The following is a 25191-nucleotide window of genomic DNA, read 5'->3' as shown; positions in this document are numbered from 1 at the left end:
CTGTTAATGCTCTTTTTTACATGAGGAACAGAAATAAGCTGCACTGCAAACTGTTTGGCGTGTGTCAGGGGATTAGCAATGTCCGCTTCTGGCACGTAGCGGACTGACTTGGGTGCAAGGTCCGCTATAAGCGATCTGCGGACATTGTTAACAGCGTTCTGAGTGAACTAATAGGGGGCAGGTCAGAGGATCGGTTACCAGTGGAAGTGGAGATGCTTCCTCGTCAATTATGTATATTGTTTTACTTCTGTTGCATCAGCCTTCATAAGGTTTCAAAGAATTTTCGGCTAGAGTGCAAGGCAGATCGAGTTAGGAGCATAAGGAATGCAATTTATAACAAACGGCCCTGACATTCCTGAGTCTCTTTTGCAGGCTCATGAGGAAGGTCGAGTGGTATTTTTCTGCGGTGCGGGCATCTCATATCCTGCGCGTCTGCCGGGCTTTGAAGGGTTGGTTAAGGAAATTTACCGACTGAATGGAACAAAACCTTCGGAACTTGAACAAGCTGTATTGGATCGGGGGCAGTATGATGCCACATTAGATCTTCTTGAACGTCGTTTGCCCGGTCAGAGACTTACCGTTCGCCGCGCACTTGTGAGTGCACTGAAACCAAACACCCGCATCAAAGGTGCCGTAGATACTCAGGCAGCGCTGTTACGTCTGGCACGTAATCGTGAAGGGTCACTAAAACTGGTCACAACGAACTTTGACCGTATTTTTCACGTAGCCGCCAAACGTACTCGCCAAACCTTCCACGAATATTCATCCCCTATGTTACCTATTCCGAAAAATAGCCGATGGGATGGACTGGTCTTTTTGCATGGATTGATACCTGATAAGCCTGATGATACAGCCCTGAACCGGCTGGTTGTTACCAGTGGCGATTTCGGACTGGCATATCTGACTGAACGCTGGGCTGCTCGTTTTGTAAGTGAGTTGTTCCGTAACTATGTGGTTTGTTTTGTGGGGTACAGTATCAATGACCCTGTATTGCGCTACATGATGGATGCATTAGCGGCTGACCGTATGCTGGGTGAAATTACCCCGCAGGCCTGGGCTCTGGGGGATTGTGAACCTGGACAGGAAGAGCAAAAAGCCAATGAGTGGGAGGCTAAAGGTGTTACCCCTGTTCTCTATAATGTTCCGGCCGGTAGCAGAGACCATTCTGCCTTACATAAAACCCTACATGCCTGGGCAGATACATACCGTGATGGGGTCCAGGGAAAAGAAGCGATAGTTGTCAAACATGCTCCCGCACGGCCACAGGATACGACGAGGCAGGACAATTTTGTCGGGCGGATGCTGTGGGCGTTATCGGATAAATCAGGATTACCCGCGAAACGCTTTGCTGATTTCGATCCCGTTCCTTCACTGGACTGGTTACTGGAGACATTCAGTCTTGAGACTCTTGGGCATGAAGATTTAGCCCGGTTTGGTGTCCCTCCTCAGGAAGAGGTGGATACGAAGCTTCGATTTAGTCTGGTCCGACGCCCCGCTTCTTACACACGCGCACCATATATGTGTCTGGCCTCATGGGGCTCGACCGATAGTCAATGGGATGACGTGATGACTCACATTTCCCGTTGGCTGATACGCCATCTGGACGACCCCCGACTGATTATCTGGATAGCCGAGCGAGGAGGACAACTTCATGAACGCTGTATGTGGCTGATTCAGCGAAAATTAGACAATCTTGCTACTCTGAAGCTAAACGGGAAGGTCGCTGAACTGGATGAAATTCGTTTAAATGCCCCTAAAGCTGTTCCTGGCCCCCATATGTGCACCTTATGGAACCTTCTACTCAGTGAGCGGCTAAAATCAGCTGGACATAATTCTGATCTCTATAGCTGGTTTAGTCGGCTTAAAAGAGACGGCTTAACCACTACAATGCGTTTGAAATTGCGCGAGTTACTGTCTCCAAAAATTTTATTGAGGAAGCCCATTCGCTGGGATTACGGCGTAAGTGACACTGATGAACCACTCAGCATCAGACACTTAGTTGATTGGGAACTGGTACTCGCCGCAGACCATGTGTACTCCACTCTGGACGAAGAGGCTAAAGGCAACTGGAATACAGCTTTACCTATCCTGTTGAACGATTTTCAACAGCTTTTACGGGATGCGCTGGATCTTTTGCATGAGCTGGGTGAGGCTGATGAGTTTAGAGATCGTTCATACTGGGATCTTCCATCCATTACCCCACACTGGCAGAACCGGGGATTTCATGATTGGGTTAGTCTAATTGCGCTGCTGCGGGATTCATGGCTCGCAGTTCGGGCTAATGACATCCCACGTGCAGCAATCATTGCGCAAGGATGGATTGAACTCCCTTATCCTACCTTCAAGCGACTGGCTCTCTTTGCTGCCAGCCATGATAACTGTATCTCTTCCGAAGAATGGGCTAAATGGTTGTTGAGCAATGATTCATGGTGGTTGTGGTGTGTTGAGACCAAACGGGAAGTCAACAGGTTGTTTGTGTTACAGGGGAGGCATCTGAGCGGACTCGCGCAGGAAAACCTAGAAACCGCAATCCTTGCTGGGCCACCACGCAGAATGTATCGGGATAATCTTGAGGATGAAAGGTGGCAATCTATTACTAATCATTCTGTCTGGTTGCATCTGGCTAAACTAAAAACTTCTGATCTGGAACTGGGAGAATCGGCAACGGCACGACTGGCAGAATTATCCAACAGGTATCCAGCGTTTAAGCTGGCTGACAACGAGCGTGACGAGTTTTCTCACTGGATGAGTGGGACAGGCGATCCGGATTATGAGGACAGCCAGGACATTGAACCGGCCCCCCGAAATCGACAGGAGTTGGTTATATGGCTCAAAAAAACCGAACCTGAACACCGACCTATTTACGAAGATACCTGGAGAGATGTTTGCCGTACTCGATTCTTTCATAGTGCGTATGCACTTTGCGATCTGGCCAAAAGTGATATCTGGCCCCCTGAACGATGGCGTGTAGCTCTCCAGGCTTGGGCTGATGATGGTCTGGTGTCACTCTCGTGGCATTATGTTGCACCTGTGGTCCAGACCATGCCTGATCATTTTCTTAAGGAGATTATCCATAGTGTGGCATGGTGGATGGAAACGGCTTCTAAGGTTATAAACCACCACAAAGATATACTTATCGGACTCTGTCGCAGAATACTGGCATTACCACTTGAAGCTGGTACCGATGCAAATATTGTCAGCAACGGCATTAAATCATACAGTCCGGTCGATGCTGCGATAAATCACCCCATCGGACATGTTACTCAGATTCTGGTCAACCTGTGGTTCAAGAAAGATCCAAATGATAACGAGCAACTGCCCGATTATCTCAAATCCATTTTCAGTGCGCTGTGTGATCCTGATATCGAGCGATTTATACATGGGCGGGTGTTGTTGAGTTCACAGCTAATTGCACTTTTCCGTGTAGACCGCCCCTGGACAGAACAATATCTTTTACCATTCTTCAACTGGGACAATCCGTTTGAGGCGAAGTCCGTTTGGGAAGGCTTTCTCTGGTCGCCTCGCCTTTACCAGCCATTGATGACGGCCTTTAAATCTCAATGCCTTGATAGTGCAAACCACTATGCAGAACTCGGCGATCATCGTCAGCAATACGCAACTTTCTTAACATACGCAGCATTAGGCCCGACAGCGGATTACACAACCGAAGAGTTTCGTGCCGCTTTTAACGCACTTCCGTCAGAAGGTCTTGAAAAGTGTGCTCTGGCACTCTGTCAGGCGCAAGAAGGGGCGGCTGACAAGAGAGAATATTATTGGAAAAATCGAGTCCGGCCATTGTGGCAAAACATCTGGCCGAAATCCCGGGATCTGGTCACTTCTCAAATGACTGTTTCACTGGCCCGGCTAATCATTGCTACTGGCGACGAATTTCCCTCTGCTTTGGATGACGTACATAACTGGCTGATACCTGTTGAACATCCATATTATGTCGTACACCGGCTACTTGAATCGGGACTGTGCACGCGCTTTCCTGCCGAAGCAGCATTGCTACTGGGTTACGTAATTGCAGGTGAGAAACGCCAATGGTTATCTGAAGAGTTGGGTACTTGCCTGGATGACATTATCCAGGCTGCTCCAAACCTTGAGCAAGACGTGCAATACTCACGGCTAAGAGACTATTACAGGAGGAACAGCGCCTAATAGGCGTTCGATAAATAATCCTAAGTAACAGTCAGCAAGAGTTCCAATGTAGCTTTAGTGACGTCCGCTTCTGGCACATAGCGGCCTGACTTGGAGCAAGGTTCTCTCTGAGCAAACAACTGACATTCTCATTTGTTCTTTAGAAGGTTAAAGCTTTTCAATGAAGTCGTGTATCAGTTAACAGGGAGCAGTTCAGCAGAACTGGTTTATCATTGAGAGTAACATCGGTTTTAAGTTGCTTAACTCTTCCAGATGGGCTCGTGAGAGCGACTCAAGCCGTTGTTCTGCTTCCTCCGTCAATCGCAAAAAGGTTTTGCGCTGGTCGGTTTTATCCTGCTCGCGTATCACCAGTCCTGCCTCTTCTAAGCGGCTCAGTAAGCCCGATGCACTGTGCGGTTTTAACATCAGACGTTCTGCTACATAACCCACTGTGGCGTTGCCTGTAGCAGTCCCGCGTATTGTCAGCAGGGCCTGATGCTGCTGCGGCGTCAACCCCATGCTGCGTGCCTTCGTTTCACTGAAAGCCGTAAAGGCACGTAATGTGGCGCGAAAATCCGCGAGAAGGGCGTAATCGACATCTTTCATTTTCGGTTGTGACATGTTGAAAACCTTCCCTCATTGAATTTGTATCGTATTGCGATGTAAATTGCGCGTTTCAACATTGTAAAGAGGTGCAATATGATGCGAGACACGTTATCCGATTCCCCACATCGCCCTAAACTTTCTGACCACTCTGTAACAAGGCGCGTGATTATACTTGCACTGATGGGCATTCTCATAGGATCGGGTGGCGCGTTCGGTGCCATTGTGCTGATGCATCTGATAGCCCTGATGACCAATCTGTTCTGGTACCATCAGTTTTCATTTACTGAGCACCTGATGCCGGGTAACGCGGACGCGCTACACATTGTTGCGGCACCCGTGCTGGGCAGCCTGATTATTGGTGTTATGGCGCGTTTTGGTTCGGAAAAAATTCGCGGCCACGGCATTCCGGAAGCGATCGAGGCCATTCTCTACAGCGAAAGCCGGATGTCGCCCAAAGTTGCAGTGCTCAAACCGCTCTCCTCGGCAGTGTCGATTGGCAGTGGCGGCCCGTTTGGGGCAGAAGGACCGATCATCATGACCGGCGGTGCGATTGGTTCTTTGTTTGCTCAGTTATTTCATCTCAGCGCAGCCGAACGTAAAACCCTGCTTGTGGCAGGGGCGGCGGCGGGCATGACCGCTATCTTTAATGCGCCGCTCGCGGCGGTAATGCTGGCACTTGAGGTGCTGTTGTTCGAGTGGAAACCACGCAGTTTTATTCCCGTGGTCAGTGCAGTATTAGTGTCCTGGTGCTGGCGCAACGCGCTGATTGGCACGGGTGCCATATTTCCTTTACAGCTGGAATTTCATCTGCAGCCAATGCAACTTTTCGCGGCGATCGGTATAGGCGCACTGACTGGCGTGGTTGCCGTAGCGTTATCAAAAAGCCTGTATCGACTGGAAGAGTGGTTTCATCAGCTGCCAGTCCACTGGATGTGGTGGCCCGCGCTGGGTTCCGTCGTTGTAGGTGTAGGAGGCATTATTCAGCCACGGGTGCTGGGTGCAGGCTATGCCAGTATTCAAAACCTGTTAGATGGCTCGCTGGCAGTTAACATCATCATTTCGCTGTTGCTGGTAAAAAGTATAGTCTGGCTGGTATCACTTGGCTCAGGCACCTCTGGCGGGGTGGTGGCACCGTTGCTGATCATTGGTGGCGCAGTAGGTGCAGTGGCGGCACATCTGCTGCCTGGCTACGGTGGCATGCTAGTCATGGCAGGCATGTCCGGGATTCTCAGCGGTGCGATGCGTGCACCTTTGACAGGAACGCTTTTTGCGGTGGAAGTGACGGGCCGGTTTGAGCTGCTGCCTGTGGCATTAGGTGCAGCCGTGGCGTCTTATGCGCTGAGCGTATTGATGATGCCACGCTCAATCTTTACCGAACGTCTGGCGCGCCGGGGGCACCATATTGTGCAGGAGTTTGCCACTGATACGCTGGAAACCACCAAAGCACAACACATTATGACTGCCGCGCCCGCAACCTTACCTGACTCTATGCCGCTGTATCAGGTTATTGACTTGATGAGCGATTTACACGCGCATCATCATTATCCCGTAGTGAATGCGCAGGGCCAGTTTATTTCGGTGGTTTCGCGCAAAGAGATGATTCAATGGCAGTTGCAGCAGCGTGCCAGCGAATTAACATTGAAGGAGTTGATTGGCGGGGAACCTCAAATCAGCGCTCATGCTGACACCTTATGCAGCGACATCGCAGACCATCTCTTTAACGAAGAAACAGGTATGGTAGTGGTAACCGAAACCGGGTCAGGGCAGGTTAAAGGTGTGATTACGCGACATGATATTTTCCGTGTGCGTTATCTGTCAAAAAAGGCAGAAGTTCACAAGATGAAATATCTGCAATTACGCAAATCAGACTAGATGCAGTTTATTCAACTGTTTAAGGTTTCCCCGGCTCAATGCTGGGGAAATATGGTAACGTCTGAGGCGCTCCTTCAGCTTGCTTGCTGTCCGCTATGAGCGAAAAGCGGACGCTGACAGTCTTTGTAAAAATCCGGTTTGCGTTTTATTGCATCAGTCGAGGGAAGAAAAATATTGCGTCGGTGACTTCCCGAGCGCTTTTCTGAACATGGTGATAAACGCACTGACCGAATCATAACCCAGCATACCGGCTACGCGCTGCACAGACAGCCCTTCAGCCAGATGGCTCAGGGCAATCATTAAATGCAGTTGCTGACGCCAGCGACCAAAGCTCAGTCCTGTGGCAGTTTTTATCAGCCTGGCCAGCGATCGCTCGCTGGTTGCCAGGTGTACAGCCCACTCTTTTAATGTCCTCCGGTCTTCAGGGGCCTTAAAAAGTCTCTCAGCCATAGCCTGGATTTTAGGATGGCCGGATACCGGCAGGTGGAGCGCTTTAACCGGCACGTCCGGTATATGTTCCAGCAGCACCGCTGCCAGCCTCGCGGTTTTACTGTCAGGCAAATAAGCATGTTCCTGCTCCGCCAGAAACAGAACAAGTTCGCGGACCAGAGGACTAATCGCCAGGGTACAGCAGGTTTCCGGCATCGCTGCCGCGCCGGGTTCGATAAACAGAAAGCAGGTCTCTGCATTCTTTGTGACCCGGCAGCTGTGAGGGATTTCACCCGGTACCCAGACAGCATGTCCAGGTGGAACAAGCCACAGCGCGTCTTCAACCTCACAGCTTACTGCTCCTCGCAAAGAGAGAATAAGCTGGCCTTTACGATGGGCATGCGGACTCTGCCCGGCATACTCGCCAGATGAAGATACATGCAGGGCGACAGCAGCCTGACTGAATACATCGGCTGTAAATTCTTCCGGCGAGGTCACCGGTTTCTTATGAGCTGGCATGATTTAGTTATATGTTGTCAGATTATCTGTATTCTGTAACTCATGCGTACTTTAAAGTCTTTCTTTTTTTCAGAGAAAGCACAGTTTATGTCCCACACTACGAACAAGTGGTCTTCAGTCATACTTGTGACCGGTATCCTCTTTATCGCCATTAACCTGCGTGTTCCTTTTACCGCTGTTGCACCCGTTTTAGAGTCAATTCGCCATGATTTTGGGCTAAGTATTACTGCCGTTGGGTTGCTTAACTCACTGCCTTTACTGGCCTTTGCTGCCTTTTCACCCCTGAGCGCCTCCGTATCCAGGAAGTACGGTCTGGAACGCACCCTTTTTGGTGCACTCGCCGTGATTTCAGCCGGCATTCTGCTTCGCTCCACAGGCAGTGCCTGGGCGCTTTATGGCGGAACCCTATTGATAGGTATCGGGATTGCCCTGGGCAATGTCCTTCTGCCTGGCCTTATAAAGCGTGACTTTTCCGGCAACGTGGCTTCCGTTACGGGGGCATATTCCATCACCATGGGCGCGGCTGGTGCCATTGGCTCTGCCTTTATCATTCCTCTGACGCAGCGCTGGGGCTGGAACATCGCATTAGCCATGCTGGTTATTGCACCACTCCTTGCGCTGTTTTTATGGTTGCCCCAGTTAACGAAGAAGCATCAGCTGCCAGCAGCAGGTGTGAAAAAAACTGCGACCATCGCGGTCTGGCGCTCGCCTCTGGCATGGCAGGTCACCCTGTTTATGGGCCTGAATGCGATGCCGTTTTATGTTGCTGTCGGCTGGCTGCCAGCCATTCTTACGGACAGCGGACTCTCCTCAGCTCAGGCTGGTGAGGTACACGGCATCCTTCAGCTGACCACCGCCATTCCCGGCCTGATTCTGGCCGCCACGCTGCGCCGTCTTAACGATCAGAAATTAGCTGCTGCTGGCGTCAGCCTGGTAACCGCGGTGTCCTATATCGGCATCCTGTATTTGCCGAATCTGGCGATGCTGTGGGCGGCGCTTCTCGGCTTCGGCTCTGGTGCCAGCATGATGCTGGGTCTGACCTTCATCGGGCTGCGTACCAAAAATGCCGGTGATGCTGCCGCGCTGTCAGGCATGGCACATAGTGTCGGTTATCTGATGGCGGCAATGGGGCCACTGTTGCTGGGTAAAGTACGGGAGCTGTCCGGAGGCTGGACGGTACCGTTACTGATGACCGCAGCAATCGCGGTCGCAGGTGCCTGCACCGGAATGGCTGCAGGAAGAAATGCGCACCTGGAACCTGCACAGCAGCCGGATTGAGATCTCAGACACAGCAGGGGAGCGCTCGGTTTTGTGTTATGAATGCTCATAACTGTCGCTCTGAATAATTTTACTGCTATCGGGACCGTTCTTAATCCCAAACAGCGGGCTTTACGCTGATGGGCCGTTTAAAACGAGGATAGCCTAAGCGACCGCCCCGGAACTCGGGGCGGTCGCTGGCTGTAAATGTAATGAGAAGCAAATCTTCCGGCCTACCTTGCAACGATGTATCGCTTTTCGTCGCTCATAAAGGCTTTTTCTGCAGCGGGTGAAAGGATGGCACCGAAATTCATATGCGCGCGGAGTTTCCAGGATGAAGGAACATTCCACCCGATGCGAACATCGTCGTCGATCAGAGGATTATAATGTTGCAGGTTGGCACCGATTCCTTTTTCCGCCAGCGCCAGCCAGACAGCATACTGTGCAATACTAGTGCTGTGCTCAGACCATACCGGGAAACTGTCAGCATAGGCCGCAAACTGCTCCTGAAGTGCCTGAATAACATACTGATCCTCGAAAAAAAGTATTGAGCCAGCAGCCGCTGCAAATCCATCTATTTTGTCTGAAGTTGCAGAAAAACTCTCTGCAGGGACAATTTTTCGTAACTGCTCACGCGTGAGTTCCCAGAAGCGAGCATGCTGCTCACCCAGTAAAATCAGAAGCCTTGAGCTTTGCGAGTTAAAAGCAGAAGGAGCCTGCTTCACTGCTTCAATTACAGTGCCTATCAGCTCGTTCTCCGGGACAGGAATATCTTTTCCAAGTTCATAAATGGTGCGCCGTTTTCTGGCAAGTTCTAAAAAGTTACCTGTCATGAATTAGCCCTCAGATGAATTGTCTGACATCATATTTTTCCCCATCTTGCCCTCTAACCGGACTGGTAGGGTCAGCATGCAGTAATACACGCTGACTCATTAGTTCATTCTTTTCGAAGGATTGCGAACAGGATGCAACACTGGTAAAAGTCTGGACTGTAAATAAACATGCTTCATCAGTCCACGTCTCTGAAGCGTTAACGGCTCAGCATCTAATTAATCTGAATATGCCTCCGAAGACACGGTCAGTGTGACATTGTCGCTTACATATGGAACGTATTTATCAATTTTAAAGTCGGATCTCTTAATCATACCAGTGACATTAAACCCTACTGCGTTTTTCTTCTCCATAGCCTGGAAACCTGCTTTATTCAGGGTTGCATGAAGAATAACCGGTCGGGTTATGGATTTAATAGTTAGATTGCCGTACACATCATATTTATCGCCATTACTTTTTATACTGGTGCTTTTAAAATTTGCGACCGGATACTTCTCCGCATCAAAATAATCTGGCTGGACAAACTCTTTATTCAGTGCTGGAACGCCAGTATCGATGCTGGCTACAGGAATATTGATATCAACCAGCGATAAAGTTTTCGTTGCCGGATCGAACTCAACTGTGCCATCCACGTTATGGACGGATGCTGTCGGGTTCGAAAAACCCAGGTGGTTCCAGCTGATAACCACAGACGTATGCGATTCATCAAGCTTATAACTCGCTGTTTTCGCCTGTGCAGCAGTAGTAAAAAGAAGTGAAAATAGCAGTGAAGCAGAAAGTACATGATATTTCATTGATATAACCCGAGTCATAAGGATTGATTTTTATTAGCGCAGGCGCTTATATAGCAAGCCAGCTTATTTGATAAAACTATCGTTATTACAAAAAAATTATTTTTTTTCGTGCTGGCGGCTAATGGCTATCAGTGTCCGTAAGGTTTGACGCTATCGAGTCACAAACTCAGCATTACCAACTCATTATCTGGCTATTTCAATAATTACGATGGTTAAGCCGCAGCAGCATGGCATATGCAAATCTCTTGATTTGAGCGCTATAGTAGATTTAGACTAACTTACCTTCAAGTACCCACCTAAAGGTAAGTATGGAAAAATATACACCCTGTTTTACGCTTGATAACAGAAATCCCGGTGATATATTAAAAGAAGCTTGTCCTGCACGGGAAGTTCTGGAGGTTCTGATCAGCAAATGGACATTGCTCATTATTCATGCCCTTTCTGACGGTGCATCGAGGCCGGGTGATTTGCGAAGAAAAATTCAGGGCATATCAGAAAAGGTGCTGTCACAGAATCTTAAGGAACTTGAAAGCAGGCATCTTGTTACGCGCACTGTCTTTCGTGAAGTACCGCCCAAAGTCGAATATGCACTCACGGAGCTGGGAACATCCCTCTGGCAGGCAGCAAATGAACTCAACCGGTGGGTAGAACAAAACTGTCACTTTCTGGTTAAAGACACAGATCCTTCTCTTTGATATGCCATTGTTCATTTATGAGTGCTGCGGGCTGACAGGAGCATATAGGAAGGCAGGCTGCAGGCGTCGAAAGCGGCTTCCCTTGCTGGCTCAGAGGCAACATTACTTGCTGCTGGTCATAAGGGAACAGAAAGGCATTTTAACAACCAGCACCTGCAGTTTGTTGTACCAGTACAAAAAGCACTCGTGTATCAGTCTTTGCCCGGACCATGGTCAAAGCGGGTTCCTTTGCCGATGGCATAAAACTGCCCCCCGGCGACATAGTATATGGTTCGTAATTCGTCTGGTGCTTCATCAAATATCCAGTGCCCATTGCGAAAAACCCGATCGTCACTCCACGCGCCGGCAATTTCTCCCATAAACAGATTATGTTCCAGCTCATATGCCGCATTGGGCATTACCTTACATACAAGCCAGCCAGCACAGCCCTTTACCAGCGGAATATCAAACTCTTTCATATAGAACATCGGTATTTTATGATTCTTGTCAGGCCTGTCACGGTAGCTGTGCTCACCTGCGTACAAAACGGTTTCCATCTGGCTGACTACGGGTATCTGTACGGCAAACAGACCACTTTCTTTCACCAATCCACGGGTGTAAGCCTGTGGACTGATATACGCCATGACTTTATTGATCCCCACCAGACTTACCCATGCGGCGGCCATTACATTGGCATTACCATTGTGTTTAGCGGAAATCATTGTAGTTGGGCCGACCTGCAATAATCGGTATGCTTTATTCAGTTCAACTGGCTGTAAAGACACAGGATTTCTCCTTCCCACAGATGAAAAATGTGCCGTTAACGGCAACGGCACATTTAAAACACTGATGGTCGCCCGAAGGTAATCAGGCTAATACCGTTTTGTATCGTCCGACCTGAGCTGCGATTTCTTCGTCAGTTATCGTCGCGCTTCCGCCTGTAATAAACGGCTTGATGTAGTTCATACCCAGATACCCGGAGATGGTTTCAAAAGACAGCAGGTACTCGCCTACCGTATGTCCGGCAGCGCCATCAGACTGATAGGCAGACTCTGCACCACCCAGCGAAACAGCCAGCATGAGTTGCTTGGCGCGCAGCGCCTGTGTTTCTCCACCATGTGACCAGCCGTACGTCAGTACATCGTCAAGCCACTGTTTAAGAAGTGGCGGCGTGCTGTACCACTGCATAGGAAACTGCAGCACGATACGATCCGTCTTTTCCAGTGCAGCCTGTTCAGCGGCCACGTCGATTTTGCCATCCGGATACAGGTCATACAGATAACGCACTTCAACGTCGGTCAGTGATGCTGCACCTTTTGCCAGGGCTGAGTTTACCCGTGACTGATTAATGTTGGGGTGGGTAACAAATACAGTTGTTTTCATGTCGATCTCTTATTTTTCAGAAAAATGTTTCGTCAATTTCAAGCCGGGATAAAGCTTCATTGATATCATTTAATTCAGCGTCACTGAGCTGAACATTTGCGGCGTGAAAATTCTCTTCGAGCCGATGTAATTTCGTTGTTCCCGGGATCGGTACGATGTAAGGCTTCTGAGCCAGCTCCCAGGCAAGAACAATCTGCGCTGAAGTTGCGTTGTTTTTTTTCGCGATTTGAGCAATCAAATCCAGTAGCGCCTGGTTATGTTCCATTACTTCAGGTTTGAAGCGCCCCATCATGCCCCGGTAATCGCCTTTCCCGTAGGTTGTATCAGCGGTCACCTGACCACTCAGGAATCCATTACCCAGCGGGCTGTAGGCCATAAAGCCAATATCAAGTTCATCGCAGACTTTAAACAAATCCTGCTCAGGTTTACGCCACATCATTGAATACTGGTCTTCAACCGCGGTGACCGGGCAGATGGCATGAGCGCGGCGTATGTAAGATACAGGCGCATTGGATAAGCCCCAGTACTTTATTTTTCCCTCCGCGATCAGCTCTTTCATTAATCCCGCCACCACTTCCGGCTCAACTTTTGGATCGACACGATGCTGATAAAACAGGTCGATATGGTCGGTTTGCAGGCGACTGAGTGAACCTTCAAGTTGCTCTCTGACAGACGCCGGACGGCTGTCTAATACCGGCACCAGCTGTCCATCAATGTTTTCCATGCCGGTCACGCCAAATTTGGTCGCGATGACAACGTTGTCCCTGTGTTTGCTGAGCGCAACACCCAGCAGTTCTTCGTTTTCAAATCCGTAAATGGGGGCAGTGTCGAAAAGGTTGCAGCCCAGTTCTACAGCCTTGTCTATCAGCTTTGTTCGCTCACGGATTTCAACTGAATAGCCATAGCCATGGTCCATGCCCATGCACCCCAGCCCCATTTCCGAGACATGAAGTCCCTGGCTGCCTAACCTTCTCATTTTCATGATTATTTAACCCTTTTTTAAAGCATTTATGATTCTGAGGCGTTAAGTATACGGCTGGCTTTGTTGCTGAAAAATTGTTAATTTTGAAAGTCAGAATTGCTAAAATAACAACAATGATGAATAAACTTGATGCGCTGAAATTTTTTGTTGCCGCTGCAGAAACGATGAACTTTCGTGAAGCAGCAGTCAGACTGGCCATTTCTCCTTCAGTAGTGACGCGGACTATTGCCGAACTGGAAAATCAGCTCGGCGAGCCACTTTTTAAGCGGAATACCCGATCAATTGTGCTGACCAGCTTTGGTGAGCTTTTCCTGCCGAAGGCCATGCGGCTGCTTGAAGACTCAGAGGCCCTTTTTCAGACGGCCAGAGATGACAATGACATGAAGGGAATTGTGAGGATCACATTATTCCGGTTTCCCGGCCACGAGCAGGTGTTATACGAGCTTCTTACCGCCCTGGATCCTTATCCTGAGCTGTTTATAGACTGGCGGTTAGACATGATGAAGCTGGATACTGTCCAGAACCGCATTGACATGGGGATCCGTATAGAGCGGGAGCCAAACCCGAATTTTATCGTCAGGCCCATTACGCTGGTTCATCATGCGCTGATGACATCACCCGGACTCATTGAGAAGCTGGGTGCGCCGGAAAATTTCGACGATCTGCGCCAGCGCTACCCTTTCAGTGGCCTGCTGAATCCTGAAACCGGCAAAGTATTCGAATATATGCTCGATGGCGTCGATACTTTTGTACCGCGTAACCTGGAGTTTTTTACCACTGACTCCCAGTCTGAAATCCAGGCTGCGTTAGCCGGTAAAGCCGTCATTCAGTCAAGTAATCTGGCCTGTAAGGAATACCTGGAAGACGGCAGGCTGGTGAATGTCCTGCCGGAACTGAAACTGGAAACCTGGCAGCTATATCTTTACCGGCCCTATCAGACCCTGGTACCGCAGCGCATCAGGACCGTTTTTCACATTCTTGAAAATATTTTACTCAGACACTTCAGTTAAAAGAGGGCCCTGATGCGGATGGTGCTCTTAGCCGGCGTCCCCCATAAACCGGACTGGTGACAGTCTTTCTCCGGGAAGTTGCTGCTCCGGGATGCCTGGATCCGCAGAAACAAAGTCTGCCGTTCGTTCATGCTCCCTGAATACGGGCGACTTTTAATGTACAACGGGAAGCTGTGACAGACGTATCAACTGAATATTTCATCTATCCAGTCTGCAAATGCACGTACAGCAGGGGAAAGAAAACGTTGATGAGGATAAAGTAGCGTGACTGGGACAGACGGCGGCTGCCAATCGGCCAGAACTTCAACCAGCGTTCCTTTCTCCAGGTGTTCTGCTACAACATTTTCAGCAAGCTGCGCCAGTCCGAACCCTTCAAGGCACATTTTTATATAAAGCCCCGTCTCGTTGACGGCTGCCTGCCCACTGACGGATACGGACAGCGTTTCTGTTCCCTTTACAAAACGCAATTCGTCTGTACGCCGGCTTTGTCCGGAAAAATAATGAATAGCCCGGTGATGAGATAAATCTTCAGGTGACTGCGGAGTACCGTACTCCCTGAGATAGTCGGGAGAGGCGCAGGTGATCCAGCGAAATTCTCCGAGCGGGCGGGCTACAAGCGTGGAGTTAAGTAACTCTCCGGTTCTGATCACGCAGTCCACGCCCTCCTGAACCAGGTCAACCTGCCGGTCGCTGACGCCGATCATCAGGTAAATATCAGGATAACGGCTGTAGAACTCTTTCAGGTTTGGCATAACGATGAAGTGCGCTATACCGCCAGGCATATCAACGCGTAAACGGCCACGGGGGCGCCTGTTCAAATCGGCCAGGCTGGCTTCCGTATGTTCAATTAAGGCCAGAATTTCCCGGCACTGCGCCAGATACTGCAGACCTTCCGGAGTAAGGCTGACCCGTCTTGTGGTCCGGTTCAGCAGACGCACCTGCAGATACTTCTCCAGATTTTTGATGGTGCTGGTAACAGTAGAAGAAGGCAGGGACAGTGTTTCCGCTGCCCGGACAAAGCTTCCGGCCTCAGCCACCCTTATAAAAACCTGCATAGCCTGAATTCGATCCACCTGACTGCACTCCTTAATAGCATGTAACGTTGATAATACTCATTATTCGCAAATCCTGAATGATGAAAACGCGTTAGTCATCTTTTTCAGTTTAAACAGGAGGCGTATTGTTTTCCTTCTGAACCTGAAAGAGACAATTCAAATGACCGATTACATCAGAAATATTGTTAATAATCAGACGGCGAATGCGCCGGTAACACTGATCCGCGGTGCAACCATACTGAGTATGGATGAGAATGTTGGTAACCTTGAACGTGGCGATATTCTTGTCACAGGTTCAACCATCACTGCCATTGGTAAGGACCTGAACGCCGAGGGTGCTCACGTCATTGATGCCAGAAACATGATTGCCATGCCGGGGATGGTCGATTCTCATCGTCACGCCTGGGAAGGTCAGCTGCGCCGCATCAACCCCAACGCCACCTGTCTGGACGACTACAGCAATGCCACGCATTTCTCGTTCGCGAAATATTACCGGCCCGCCGATATCTATGTCGGTAATCTCCTGACGGCGCTGGGCGCGATTGATGCGGGTATCACTACCATGATTGATAATTCGCACAACAGCCGTACCGCAGCGCATTCAGACGCCGCCGTTGAAGCCCTGCTCGATGCCGGTATTCGCGCTATTCATGCGTCCGGCGCGCCGGTAGCTGGCGAATGGGATAAAGCGCACTGGCCTGGCAATTGGCAGCGACTGCAGGAAAAATATTTCAGGGATAATCCTGAGAGTCTTGTGACGCTGGGCGTCATGGCACAGCTGGAGCCGGAATTGTGGGCTGAGGCCCGCAGGCTGGGGCTGCCGATCGTGACCGAGTTCTTTGGTGCTGAGATGGCCTCCGAGCTTGAATCTCTGCATCAGCAGGGCCTGTTGGGTCCGGACAATATCTTTAACCACTGTACCGCGCTGCCTGATGAGGGCTGGGAAATCCTGCGCGACGCCGGCGTGCGGGTAAACGTCTGCCCGCGCTCAGATTCGCACTACGGCATTGAAAGCGGGATGTTTGCCATTGAGGCTGCGCAGCGTCATGGCATCACACCGGGTCTGAGCGTGGATAACGAAACGTCTTACAGCACCGACATGTTTATGGAAATGCGCGTGGCGTTTTATCTGCAGCGCGTAATGGGTATGCATAAGCAGCACTGCTGTGATTCAGCGCATTCATTGACTACGATCCCGGCAGCGCAGTTGCTTAAATCGGCAACGGTCGATGGTGCATTTTGTGCCGGTCTGCAGGATAAAGTGGGCAGCCTGACGCCGGGCAAACAGGCTGATCTGATCCTGATTAACGCGGCTGACCTCAACCTTTACCCGAACGGAAATGCATTCGGAACGGTGGTACATGCAGCTGAACGCAGCAACATCGATACCGTGATGATCGGCGGGCGCATCGTCAAGCAGAACGGCAAAGTGCTGGGTGTGGACAGTGAGCGCCTTCGCGCCGCCATTGATGAATCACGCGAGCACCTGTTTGCGGCTGCAGGATATGAGCCAGACATCTTTGCGGAAAAATTCCTGCCGCTGGTCCAGGCAAACTGACAGGGAATAACAGCATGAGCGCGATTTATTACGTAATAGCTTTTGCAGCGGGCCTGGGTATTACCCTTCAGACGACCCTGAACAGTCAGCTTGCAAAAGGGCTCGGCGGGGATCCGGTCACCGCCGCGTTGTTTTCCTTTACGGCCGGGGCGTTCGGCCTTGGAATTTACTCGCTGCTGCGTGGAGGGTTATTCACCTCCCTTGCTGCCATTCCTTCGCAGCCTGTGTGGAGTCTGGCGGGCGGACTGATTGGTGCCTGTGCGTTATTCAGCTACGTTGTACTCGCTCCCAAAATCGGTTTTTCAGCCCTGCTCGGTCTGGCAATTGTCGGACAGCTACTCTCATCACAGGTGATCGACAATTTTGGCCTGCTGGGCGCGATAAGGCGGCCAGTCTCGTTGCTGAAGCTGGGAGGAATGCTGGTCATGTTGATTGGACTCGCCATCATGCTTTTTGGCGACCGGTTTACTGAGCGTTTTATGCATTAATAAGGCAATACTGCCGGTTGCGGACGTATGCCCGAATGCAGGCGTCCGTGACCTTCAGTTCAGCCAGAATGATAATTTTATCTCTTCCGGAGAAATCACATGTTTTCATCAGCGGCCAATGTCAGAAATTTGCTGGGCGAGTGTCCCCTCTGGTGCGAAAGAACACGCAGGCTTTACTGGACTGACATTGAAGGCAGTGAGCTGCTCGCTTTAGAAGAAGGTACCGATATCGTCATGCGATGGGCACTTCCTGAACGTCTTGGATCATTTGCACTGACTGAAAAAGAGAACGTCCTGCTGATGGCCCTGGCCTCCCGGCTGGCCTTCTGTAACATCGATACCGGTGAATTTATCCCGTTAGCAGACTCGCCGGGAGAGCCGGGAACCCGTACAGGAGACGGGCGATGCGACCGAGACGGCAACTTCGTCTTCGGAACAATGGATGATGGTTTTCCCGCGAAAGTCATCGGTAAATTTCACAGGCTTAATGCGGTGACGCTCAGCATTGAGACGCTTCCTCTGCCAGAGGTAGCTATCCCGAACAGTATCTGTTTCAGTCCGGACGGCGGCACGATGTATTACTGCGACTCCATGCAGCACCGTATAATGTGCTGCGATTATCCTTCTCTAGATCATCAGCGTGTGTTCACTGAAACAGAAGGTGATGGCGCGCCTGATGGCTCATGCGTGGACGCAATGGGCTATGTCTGGAATGCTGAGTGGGGAGGAAACCGTGTAGTACGTTATCGTCCGGATGGAACAACAGACTGTATCCTGCCATCTCCCGGTATTCAGAGCACCTGCCCGACACTCGCGGGAGAGGCATTCAAAACGCTCTATTGCACCAGTGCCAGCGTAGGCCTGTCTTTACCGTCAGAGCATGATGGAGCACTGTTGAAAGCGGATTCAGCTGTATCTGCCGGTTTACCTGAGAGCCGGTTTTCAGCGCACCTGCCATAACCTTTATGCTTTCATCGCCATCAAGGCGACAGCGTATTTTGATATTTAAACGGTATTTTCTGATGCTGGTTGAAGATAACGAAGCCTGTGAAAGGGGGGATAAAGTCTTTTTCATCCCCCACAGGAAAAAGGTTTAGTCGTTGACTATAGCAGCGCAGATAAGACTAAATTGAGTTGCTCTGGATAAGGTTTGCATTAATCCAGGAGTCTACATTAGTAACAGGAATGTTATGGCGTTCATTAAATGTTTGTTCTTTACTCCATGCGACTCCCCGCCCTTGCGCAAAAACAGCACGATACTTGGACATCATATCCTGCGGGGAAAGCGCCAGCTTATCCATCAGATATTTTTCGCTCCATTCTGTGCAGCTGAAAGGACGGCCAAGTGCTGATTGCAGCTTACCTGCTACCTCTGCGTAGGTCAGTGTATCTCCTGCGATATACACAATTTCATTCCGGATGCGCGGAGTTGTAAATACGATCGCTGCCGTCAGCATTCCGATATCATCAGGTGTTGTCAGCGTCATGGTATTATCAATACTGCCGAGTGCGTGAACAGTATCGTTCTGAAGATCGACCACACCGAAGTCTGGTTCGAACAAATAGCTCATGAAGATGCCGGTCGAAATGATGACCCACTCAGTTTCATGCTGGCTGCGTAGTAAATCACGCACGTCAATCTGCGCGTCGAAAATGTCTTGAGGACTGCCGCGCCCTATGGCATCAAAATCGGCACCAAACTGCCATGGAAAATATCGTGGAATCCGTGCTTTAAGAGCAGCCTGCGCCAGTTTCATCGGCGTATTTATTCCGGCTGCGTACCCGGTGCAGCCAACGACTGTATCAAATTGCGAAAAAAGGGCGGCCAGTTCGTCGACTGAACTCATGACGAGATCACCCGTAACTATATTGATTCCGAGGTTTCTGATTTCTGTAATAACGAGTTGTTTGCCAGGTTGATCTGACATTATGGTACTTTCGCGCAGCAGTATGCTGATTTTCGCTCCTTCCACCTCTTTTGCCCGAAAGGCAAGATTTCGCAGAACAGGGAGTCCCAGCTCACCGGCACCGAGTACAAGGATATTTTCAGACGTAGTATTAAGATCAGTTTTATTCATAATCAGGCCTCACATGAATTGTTGTACCACTCTAGCAATTCATAACAGGCCTAAAAAGAAGGTACATGCATGATACCGGGAAGTGATGAGGTGGATAGAGACGATATTCTTAAGTATTCTCAGGCTGTTTGTCAGGGGCTGAGAGACGATGATGATGGCTTGCGGCGGGAGTTGCTGGCTCATGCAGGAAGTCGCTGGTCACTGGGCATTATCAACACGCTTGGCGTTTATGGCAGACTGCGTCACGCGGAAATTGGCAGGCGTATGCATGGGGTGACTCAGCGCATGCTGACCCGTACATTACGACAGCTTGAGCGTGACGGACTGGTTATCCGACATGATTTCAATGAAATTCCGCCACGTGTAGAATATGAGCTGTCCGATACAGGTATGGAGATGCTTGTACGGATGATCCCGCTGTGGACCTGGATTGTCGATAATGCTGAGCGCTTTCGTGAAAATCGGTTGATATATGAAAAAAATAACATTAACCCCCGGGATATAAGTGGCCGTGAATATAAAAAATGAATGTGCAATCATTCATAAACAATTGAAGTTTTGCGATTTGTTATCTTCTGATAATTATGCTTAAAGTAGCCATCCGGAGACAGGGCGGATTTTACCGGGCCAGCACGGTAATTATATGTATTTATAATTTATTTATTGCTGATTTCAATGTTGGCCAGTATATATTACATTTGGGTGTTAAACCGAATTTAGCTTCGCTATCATTAATTCTGGATTGAAGGTTATCTGACAGGGCTGCTCGCCGATTAATAATGGGTGAAGCGGATGATTGATATTTTTAGAATGGTGTTTTTTATGTGCTCTAAAAAGAATAGTGAAAATTCATCTGAGTTAAAAAATATCCCAGGCTATGTTCATGGGGCGGAAATCATTCAGGTCAACTTGAATCGAACCCCTATAGACAATATCAGTGATGTGGTATATGAGGCAGTAAAAAAGACGCGCTCGGTCAGGCAGTTGCATATGTCTTTTCTGGTTCCTCGCACAAGTGATTTGAAACCAGCCATCATCTATTTTCCTGGGGGAGGATTTATGACAGCTGAATACAATAAATTTCTGGAAATGCGCATGGCCTTAGCGGAGGCTGGCTTTGTTGTTGCAGCGGCAGAATACAGGACAATTCCGGATGTTTTCCCTGCGCCATTGATAGATGCTAAAGCAGCAGTAAGGTACCTTCGTCAACATGCCCCCGATTATGGTATTGACCCCTCGCGAATTGGTGTATTAGGTGATTCAGCTGGAGGATGGCTGGCTCAGATGCTTGGTACCACTAATGGCGATAAATCATTCGATTACGGCAATTTTCTCAGCCAGTCCGCTGATGTGCAGGCTGTGACCACGCTTTATGGAATATCAGACCTTCGTAACATAGGTGACGGTTTTCCTGAGGATCGTCAAAAGGTGCATCAGTCGCCTGCAGTCACTGAATCACTGCTAATTAATGGGGTGGCTTTCAGGGACTTTGAAGGTTCCTCCATCTGCTCCACACCTGAAAAGGCGATAAATGCAAGCCCTATAGGACGTATTAAAGGACGTACACCTCCGTTCCTGATAATGCATGGAAGTAAAGATACGCTAGTATCACCTAATCAGAGCAAAATTCTTTACAAAGCCCTTTTAGAATCGGGAAACAAAGCAGATTACTTACTTATCGAAGGTGCAGAACACGGTGATGGTCACTGGTATCAACCCGTAGTCATAAATAGGGTTGTTGATTGGTTCCTCACTAATCTTGGTCCTGAAAATAAATGATGGCCAGCTTGACCTGTCCCCCAGGATTAAATACAACGCTCACATTAGTAATGTCAGATCCTTTACTATCAGAATTACCCTTTCTCCAGGCTGCCGCAAATTCAGACGGCGTCTGATAATTGAGCGCAAAGTACGGGCGGCACTCATTATAATCCTGACGTCATTCACTGATGGTTTTCCTGGCACGACTGACGTCACTGAACCAGTGCTCATTCAGACATTCATCGTGAAAGCGTCCAGTAAAACTCTCAATAAATCCGTGCTGTGTAGGTTTATCGGTCTGAATAAGCTGCAGCTCCACACAATGCTTAAAGGCCCACTGGTCAAGTGCTCTACAGGTAAACTCCGGCCCATGGTCAGTTCTTATCGTAGCCGGATAGTCGCGAAAGAGCGCGATGCTGTCCAGAATTCGCGTGACCTGAACACCTGAAATCCCAAAGGCAACAGTGACCGTCAGGCATTCCTTCGTGAAGTCGTCCACGCAGGTCAGGCACTTTATTCTGCGACCGGTGGCCAGCGCGTCCATGTCGAAATCCATCGACCAGGTCAGGTTAGGCGCATCCGGGCGAAGCAGCGGCAGACGTTCCGTTGCCAGTCCTTTACGACGTCATCTGCGTTTTACGCCCAGCCCGCTGAGATGATAAAGGCGGTATACGCGCTTGTGATTAACCAGAAGGCCTTCACGGCGCAGTAACTGCCAGATGCGGCGGTAGCCAAAACGCCTGCGCTCCAGTGCCAGCTCTGTGATGCGTAGAGATAGCTGCGCATCAGCCGCCGGACGCTGAGCCTCGTAGCGGCAGGTCTACAGGGACAAACATGTAAGCCTGCAGGCACGACGTTGCGACAGACCAGTCACATCACACATAAACTCAACGGCTTCCTGCTTCTGGCCTGTCGTCAGCACTTTCGACCCAGAGCCACCTGAAGTGCCTCCTTATCCAGTATGGCTTCTACAGGCAGCTTCCTGAGTCTGGCGTTCTCTTTCTCAGGCGACTTCAGGCGCTTAACCCCGTGCACCTGCATACCGCCATACTTCTTGCGCCAGGTGTAAAAGGTGGCGTCAGAAATGGCGTGCTTACGGAAGAGTTCACGGGCAGTAACCCCGGCTTCAGCCTCGCGGAGAATACTGATGACCTGTTCGTCGGAAAAACGCTTCTTCATGGGATGTCCTGATGTGGTTTATGAAGACATCACTAACATCGCGGTGTGTTGATCAACGGGCGCAGGTCAGTTAAATGATTACAGAATGAGTCTTTTATGCGATTTGACCATCTATTAGACACTTTGATACCAGCCTCTTAACATCCTTAATTGTTTTAAATAATTACTTAAAACAATTTAGGATGTTACCTCTACTAAAAAACCCTCAAAAATTACGCAATAATCTGCCTGATCACATTTTTGAGACCATCTTCACAATTGCAGTGTTGATTTAAATTGATATAAAGTGCAATTATTCGGGTGACTAATCATTGGGTACAGAGGCGGGAATGATTTACTCATGCTCCCGCACCATCTGACTGAGTCATGCTGGCAGGACATTGCTTGCGTCCGTGACTCAGGCCTGCCTGCATAGTTCATGAGACCAGGCGTTACCCTCATTGAAGTAACCCTCAAAGAAAAGGTCGCAAAATGATTGTTACTGTAAATCCCGCTACTGGCGAAAATATCACCGAGCACCCCTTACATACCCGGCAGGATGTTCAACTTATTCTGGATTCTGCAGCACAGGCACAGAAAGCATGGGGCAAAAAATCCGTTTCTGAACGTGTGCGGCTTCTTCCTCGTCTCGCTGGTGTTCTTCGTCGTAATAAGGCCACCTATGCCGCCCTAATCACCGCAGAAATGGGGAAACCCATCGCGGAATCAGAAGCTGAAATCGAAAAGTGCGCGGTTACCTGTGAGTTTTATGCTGAAGCAGCACTCAAATATCTGGACGATATTCATGTCAAAAGCAATGCCACAGACAGCCGTGTTGTATTTGATCCCCTTGGTGTTGTACTGGCCATCATGCCCTGGAACTATCCTTTCTGGCAGTTCATACGTTTTGCTGCGCCTGCACTTGCTGCAGGTAATGGTGCGTTGCTTAAGCACGCAAACAATGTTGCTGGTTGCGCGCAGGTCCTTGAAGAAGCGTTCCGCGAAGCGGGTACGCCTGAAGGTCTGGTTTCAACTCTGATTGTTAACGCTTCAGATGTTGCAGGCATACTGGCAGATGACCGTGTTGCCGCTGTAACGCTAACAGGCTCTACTGAAGTGGGCAAAATTATTGCTGCGCAGGCGGGCAGCCTGATGAAAAAACAGGTACTGGAACTGGGTGGTTCAGATCCATTCATCGTACTGGCAGATGCGGACGTCGAGCTGGCTGCAAAAATGGCTGTCAAAGCACGATTCTCAAATACCGGACAAAGCTGCATTTCTTCCAAGCGTTTCATCGTAGACGAAAACATTGCCGATCGCTTCGTTGAGTTGTTTGTTGCGGGCGTGGAAAAACTGAAAACCGGTGAGCCAACCGATCGCGCCACCCAAATCGGACCGATGGCGCGGGAAAACCTGCGCAGCAGTCTTCACTCTCAGGTGGAGCGAAGCGTCAAAGAAGGGGCGGTGCTGCTCACAGGCGGGCAGGCAAAAGAAGGCCCAGGCTATTACTACCTGCCAACAGTACTGGATCATGTTAAACCGAATATGACAGCTGCACTTGAAGAAACTTTTGGCCCCGTTGCTGCCGTTATCCGTGTACGCGATGAAGAAGAGGCAATTGCTGTCGCAAATGCTACAGAATTCGGACTGGGTGCTGCCGTCTGGACCAGTAATGTTGAAAACGGCTACAAAATTGCCCGTAAAGTTGAAGCTGGCGCCGTATTTGTTAACGGTCTGGTAGCATCTGACGCTCGTCTTCCGTTTGGTGGTATTAAACAGTCTGGCTATGGCCGTGAGCTGGGAGAGTTTGGTATACGCGAATTCACTAACGTGAAAACGCTGTGGATCGGACCAGCAATTTAACCGAGGATTATCATGCGTAAAACTGAATCAGATTCCTGGCTTTTACATCCAGAAGAAATTAAGAAACATGATCGTGGTGGCGGTGCCAGTACCACCCCTCTGGTAACCAAAAGTATGGGTGCATCTGCGTTTATTACGGGTTATACGGAATTTGCCGGCGGTGCAAAAATTCCCTTCCACTTCCACAACTGTGAGGAGAGCGTGCTGCTAATTGAGGGTAACGCTATCTTTGATATTGATGGTAACGAGTTCCCAATCAAGCCTCAGGATGTAACCTTTATCCCGGCAGGCGTAGCACACCGTTTTCGTAACGCATCTGAAACAGAACCAATGAAAATCATGTGGATCTACGGTTCTCCAGATGCGAACCGCACGCTGGTAGAGACAGGCGAAACACGCCCAATCGCTGCTGAACATAAAAACTGACTGACAAGGGAAATACGATTATTAGCTGTATTTCCCTTTTTATTAAGGGTATTGCTTGTTCAACCTCGCTATTCTAAAAATCGCTTATGGTATTCGTTAAGATATCCTTGATCCGCATTTTTCACGGTCAGGCGAAGGAAAATTGCGTGATAAAGCCCAAATGCTTGCCGATAAATTTACTACCATTTTTGACAAGCTTACTGATAGCTAACTGGGCCAGACGCTGGCACAATTCGTCTCTGAAATCCGATAAAATACAGGTAAGTCAGAGAACAAGAATACTTGTCCAATTTTAAACATCACCTGG

At 49.5% G+C, this 25191-nt stretch carries 21 protein-coding genes and 1 pseudogene; 12 read left to right on the top strand and 10 right to left on the bottom strand.

The window, feature by feature from the left end; genetic code table 11:
- Window positions 1-324: 324 nt before the first annotated feature.
- Window positions 325-4161 (top strand): anti-phage defense-associated sirtuin Dsr1, encoded by a 3837-nt coding sequence (gene dsr1 / locus P2R09_RS13965; protein ID WP_275770559.1) that lies wholly within the window; start codon window positions 325-327, stop codon window positions 4159-4161.
- A gap of 192 nt (window positions 4162-4353) precedes the next feature.
- On the opposite strand, the gene P2R09_RS13960 is transcribed toward dsr1, so the two are convergent.
- Window positions 4354-4761 (bottom strand): MarR family transcriptional regulator, encoded by a 408-nt coding sequence (locus tag P2R09_RS13960; protein ID WP_275770557.1) that lies wholly within the window; start codon window positions 4759-4761, stop codon window positions 4354-4356.
- Window positions 4762-4908: 147 nt separating this feature from the next.
- Here P2R09_RS13960 and P2R09_RS13955 point away from each other — a divergent pair, with 147 nt between their 5' ends.
- Window positions 4909-6618 (top strand): chloride channel protein, encoded by a 1710-nt coding sequence (locus tag P2R09_RS13955; protein ID WP_275770555.1) that lies wholly within the window; start codon window positions 4909-4911, stop codon window positions 6616-6618.
- A gap of 153 nt (window positions 6619-6771) precedes the next feature.
- Here the strand turns inward: P2R09_RS13955 and P2R09_RS13950 are convergent, their stop codons facing one another.
- Window positions 6772-7566 carry a helix-turn-helix transcriptional regulator gene (locus P2R09_RS13950; RefSeq protein WP_275770553.1) on the bottom strand — a complete coding sequence of 265 codons (795 nt, stop codon included), beginning with the start codon at window positions 7564-7566 and terminating at the stop codon, window positions 6772-6774.
- An 87-nt stretch (window positions 7567-7653) separates the two neighbouring features.
- Between P2R09_RS13950 and P2R09_RS13945 the strand changes: the two genes are divergently transcribed.
- On the top strand, window positions 7654-8844 hold the full coding sequence (locus P2R09_RS13945) for a CynX/NimT family MFS transporter (RefSeq protein WP_275770551.1): 1191 nt from the start codon (window positions 7654-7656) through the stop codon (window positions 8842-8844).
- Window positions 8845-9056: 212 nt separating this feature from the next.
- Here the strand turns inward: P2R09_RS13945 and P2R09_RS13940 are convergent, their stop codons facing one another.
- Entirely contained in the window at window positions 9057-9656 is a 600-nt protein-coding gene (locus P2R09_RS13940) for a nitroreductase family protein (RefSeq protein ID WP_275770549.1), read from the bottom strand.
- Window positions 9657-9872: 216 nt separating this feature from the next.
- Entirely contained in the window at window positions 9873-10448 is a 576-nt protein-coding gene (locus tag P2R09_RS13935; protein ID WP_275770547.1) for a YceI family protein, read from the bottom strand.
- Window positions 10449-10756: 308 nt separating this feature from the next.
- Between P2R09_RS13935 and P2R09_RS13930 the strand changes: the two genes are divergently transcribed.
- Complete coding sequence (locus P2R09_RS13930; protein WP_275770545.1) at window positions 10757-11143, top strand: helix-turn-helix domain-containing protein; 387 nt, start codon at window positions 10757-10759, stop codon at window positions 11141-11143.
- Window positions 11144-11334: 191 nt separating this feature from the next.
- Here the strand turns inward: P2R09_RS13930 and P2R09_RS13925 are convergent, their stop codons facing one another.
- The 3 genes from P2R09_RS13925 to P2R09_RS13915 all read right to left on the bottom strand — a co-directional run bounded on the left by P2R09_RS13925 (window position 11335) and on the right by P2R09_RS13915 (window position 13487).
- On the bottom strand, window positions 11335-11907 hold the full coding sequence (locus P2R09_RS13925) for a flavin reductase (RefSeq protein ID WP_275770543.1): 573 nt from the start codon (window positions 11905-11907) through the stop codon (window positions 11335-11337).
- An 82-nt stretch (window positions 11908-11989) separates the two neighbouring features.
- Complete coding sequence (locus P2R09_RS13920) at window positions 11990-12505, bottom strand: NAD(P)H-dependent oxidoreductase (protein WP_275770540.1); 516 nt, start codon at window positions 12503-12505, stop codon at window positions 11990-11992.
- Window positions 12506-12521: 16 nt separating this feature from the next.
- Window positions 12522-13487, bottom strand: a complete 966-nt coding sequence (locus P2R09_RS13915) for an aldo/keto reductase (protein WP_275770537.1) — start codon at window positions 13485-13487, stop codon at window positions 12522-12524.
- Window positions 13488-13603: 116 nt separating this feature from the next.
- Between P2R09_RS13915 and P2R09_RS13910 the strand changes: the two genes are divergently transcribed.
- Entirely contained in the window at window positions 13604-14497 is an 894-nt protein-coding gene (locus tag P2R09_RS13910; protein ID WP_275770747.1) for a LysR family transcriptional regulator, read from the top strand.
- 185 nt (window positions 14498-14682) lie between these two features.
- On the opposite strand, the gene P2R09_RS13905 is transcribed toward P2R09_RS13910, so the two are convergent.
- Window positions 14683-15570 (bottom strand): LysR family transcriptional regulator, encoded by an 888-nt coding sequence (locus P2R09_RS13905; protein WP_275770534.1) that lies wholly within the window; start codon window positions 15568-15570, stop codon window positions 14683-14685.
- Window positions 15571-15712: 142 nt separating this feature from the next.
- Here P2R09_RS13905 and P2R09_RS13900 point away from each other — a divergent pair, with 142 nt between their 5' ends.
- From P2R09_RS13900 to P2R09_RS13890, 3 genes are all read left to right on the top strand, one after another.
- A complete protein-coding gene (locus P2R09_RS13900; RefSeq protein WP_275770532.1) occupies window positions 15713-17110 on the top strand; it encodes an amidohydrolase family protein in 1398 nt (465 codons plus the stop codon).
- 14 nt (window positions 17111-17124) lie between these two features.
- Window positions 17125-17598 (top strand): DMT family transporter, encoded by a 474-nt coding sequence (locus P2R09_RS13895; RefSeq protein ID WP_006121696.1) that lies wholly within the window; start codon window positions 17125-17127, stop codon window positions 17596-17598.
- Window positions 17599-17697: 99 nt separating this feature from the next.
- Window positions 17698-18558 carry an SMP-30/gluconolactonase/LRE family protein gene (locus P2R09_RS13890; protein ID WP_275770529.1) on the top strand — a complete coding sequence of 287 codons (861 nt, stop codon included), beginning with the start codon at window positions 17698-17700 and terminating at the stop codon, window positions 18556-18558.
- Window positions 18559-18722: 164 nt separating this feature from the next.
- On the opposite strand, the gene P2R09_RS13885 is transcribed toward P2R09_RS13890, so the two are convergent.
- Window positions 18723-19676 (bottom strand): aromatic alcohol reductase, encoded by a 954-nt coding sequence (locus tag P2R09_RS13885; RefSeq protein WP_275770527.1) that lies wholly within the window; start codon window positions 19674-19676, stop codon window positions 18723-18725.
- A 69-nt stretch (window positions 19677-19745) separates the two neighbouring features.
- Here P2R09_RS13885 and P2R09_RS13880 point away from each other — a divergent pair, with 69 nt between their 5' ends.
- A complete protein-coding gene (locus P2R09_RS13880; RefSeq protein ID WP_275770525.1) occupies window positions 19746-20204 on the top strand; it encodes a helix-turn-helix domain-containing protein in 459 nt (152 codons plus the stop codon).
- Between the two features lie 294 nt (window positions 20205-20498).
- Entirely contained in the window at window positions 20499-21455 is a 957-nt protein-coding gene (locus tag P2R09_RS13875; protein ID WP_275770745.1) for an alpha/beta hydrolase, read from the top strand.
- On the opposite strand, the pseudogene P2R09_RS13870 reads toward P2R09_RS13875, so the two are convergent.
- Window positions 21430-22616, bottom strand: a pseudogene (locus P2R09_RS13870) (IS3 family transposase). The gene P2R09_RS13875 and the pseudogene P2R09_RS13870 sit on opposite strands and share 26 nt — an antisense overlap.
- 471 nt (window positions 22617-23087) lie before the next feature.
- Between P2R09_RS13870 and P2R09_RS13865 the strand changes: the two are divergent.
- Both P2R09_RS13865 and P2R09_RS13860 read left to right on the top strand, forming a co-directional pair.
- The gene (locus P2R09_RS13865; protein WP_275770523.1) at window positions 23088-24458 is read left to right on the top strand and encodes an NAD-dependent succinate-semialdehyde dehydrogenase; all 1371 of its coding nucleotides are present in this window, start codon (window positions 23088-23090) and stop codon (window positions 24456-24458) included.
- A gap of 12 nt (window positions 24459-24470) precedes the next feature.
- Window positions 24471-24884, top strand: coding sequence for a cupin domain-containing protein (locus P2R09_RS13860; protein WP_275770521.1), 414 nt, complete (start codon window positions 24471-24473; stop codon window positions 24882-24884).
- The last annotated feature ends 307 nt before the right edge of the window (window positions 24885-25191 follow it).

The organism is Pantoea sp. Cr_R13 (assembly GCF_029222565.1).
Taxonomy (GTDB): Bacteria; Pseudomonadota; Gammaproteobacteria; order Enterobacterales; family Enterobacteriaceae; genus Pantoea; species Pantoea eucalypti.
Note: the sequence above shows the minus strand (reverse complement) of the source record. Positions and strands in the feature narration are given on the sequence as shown.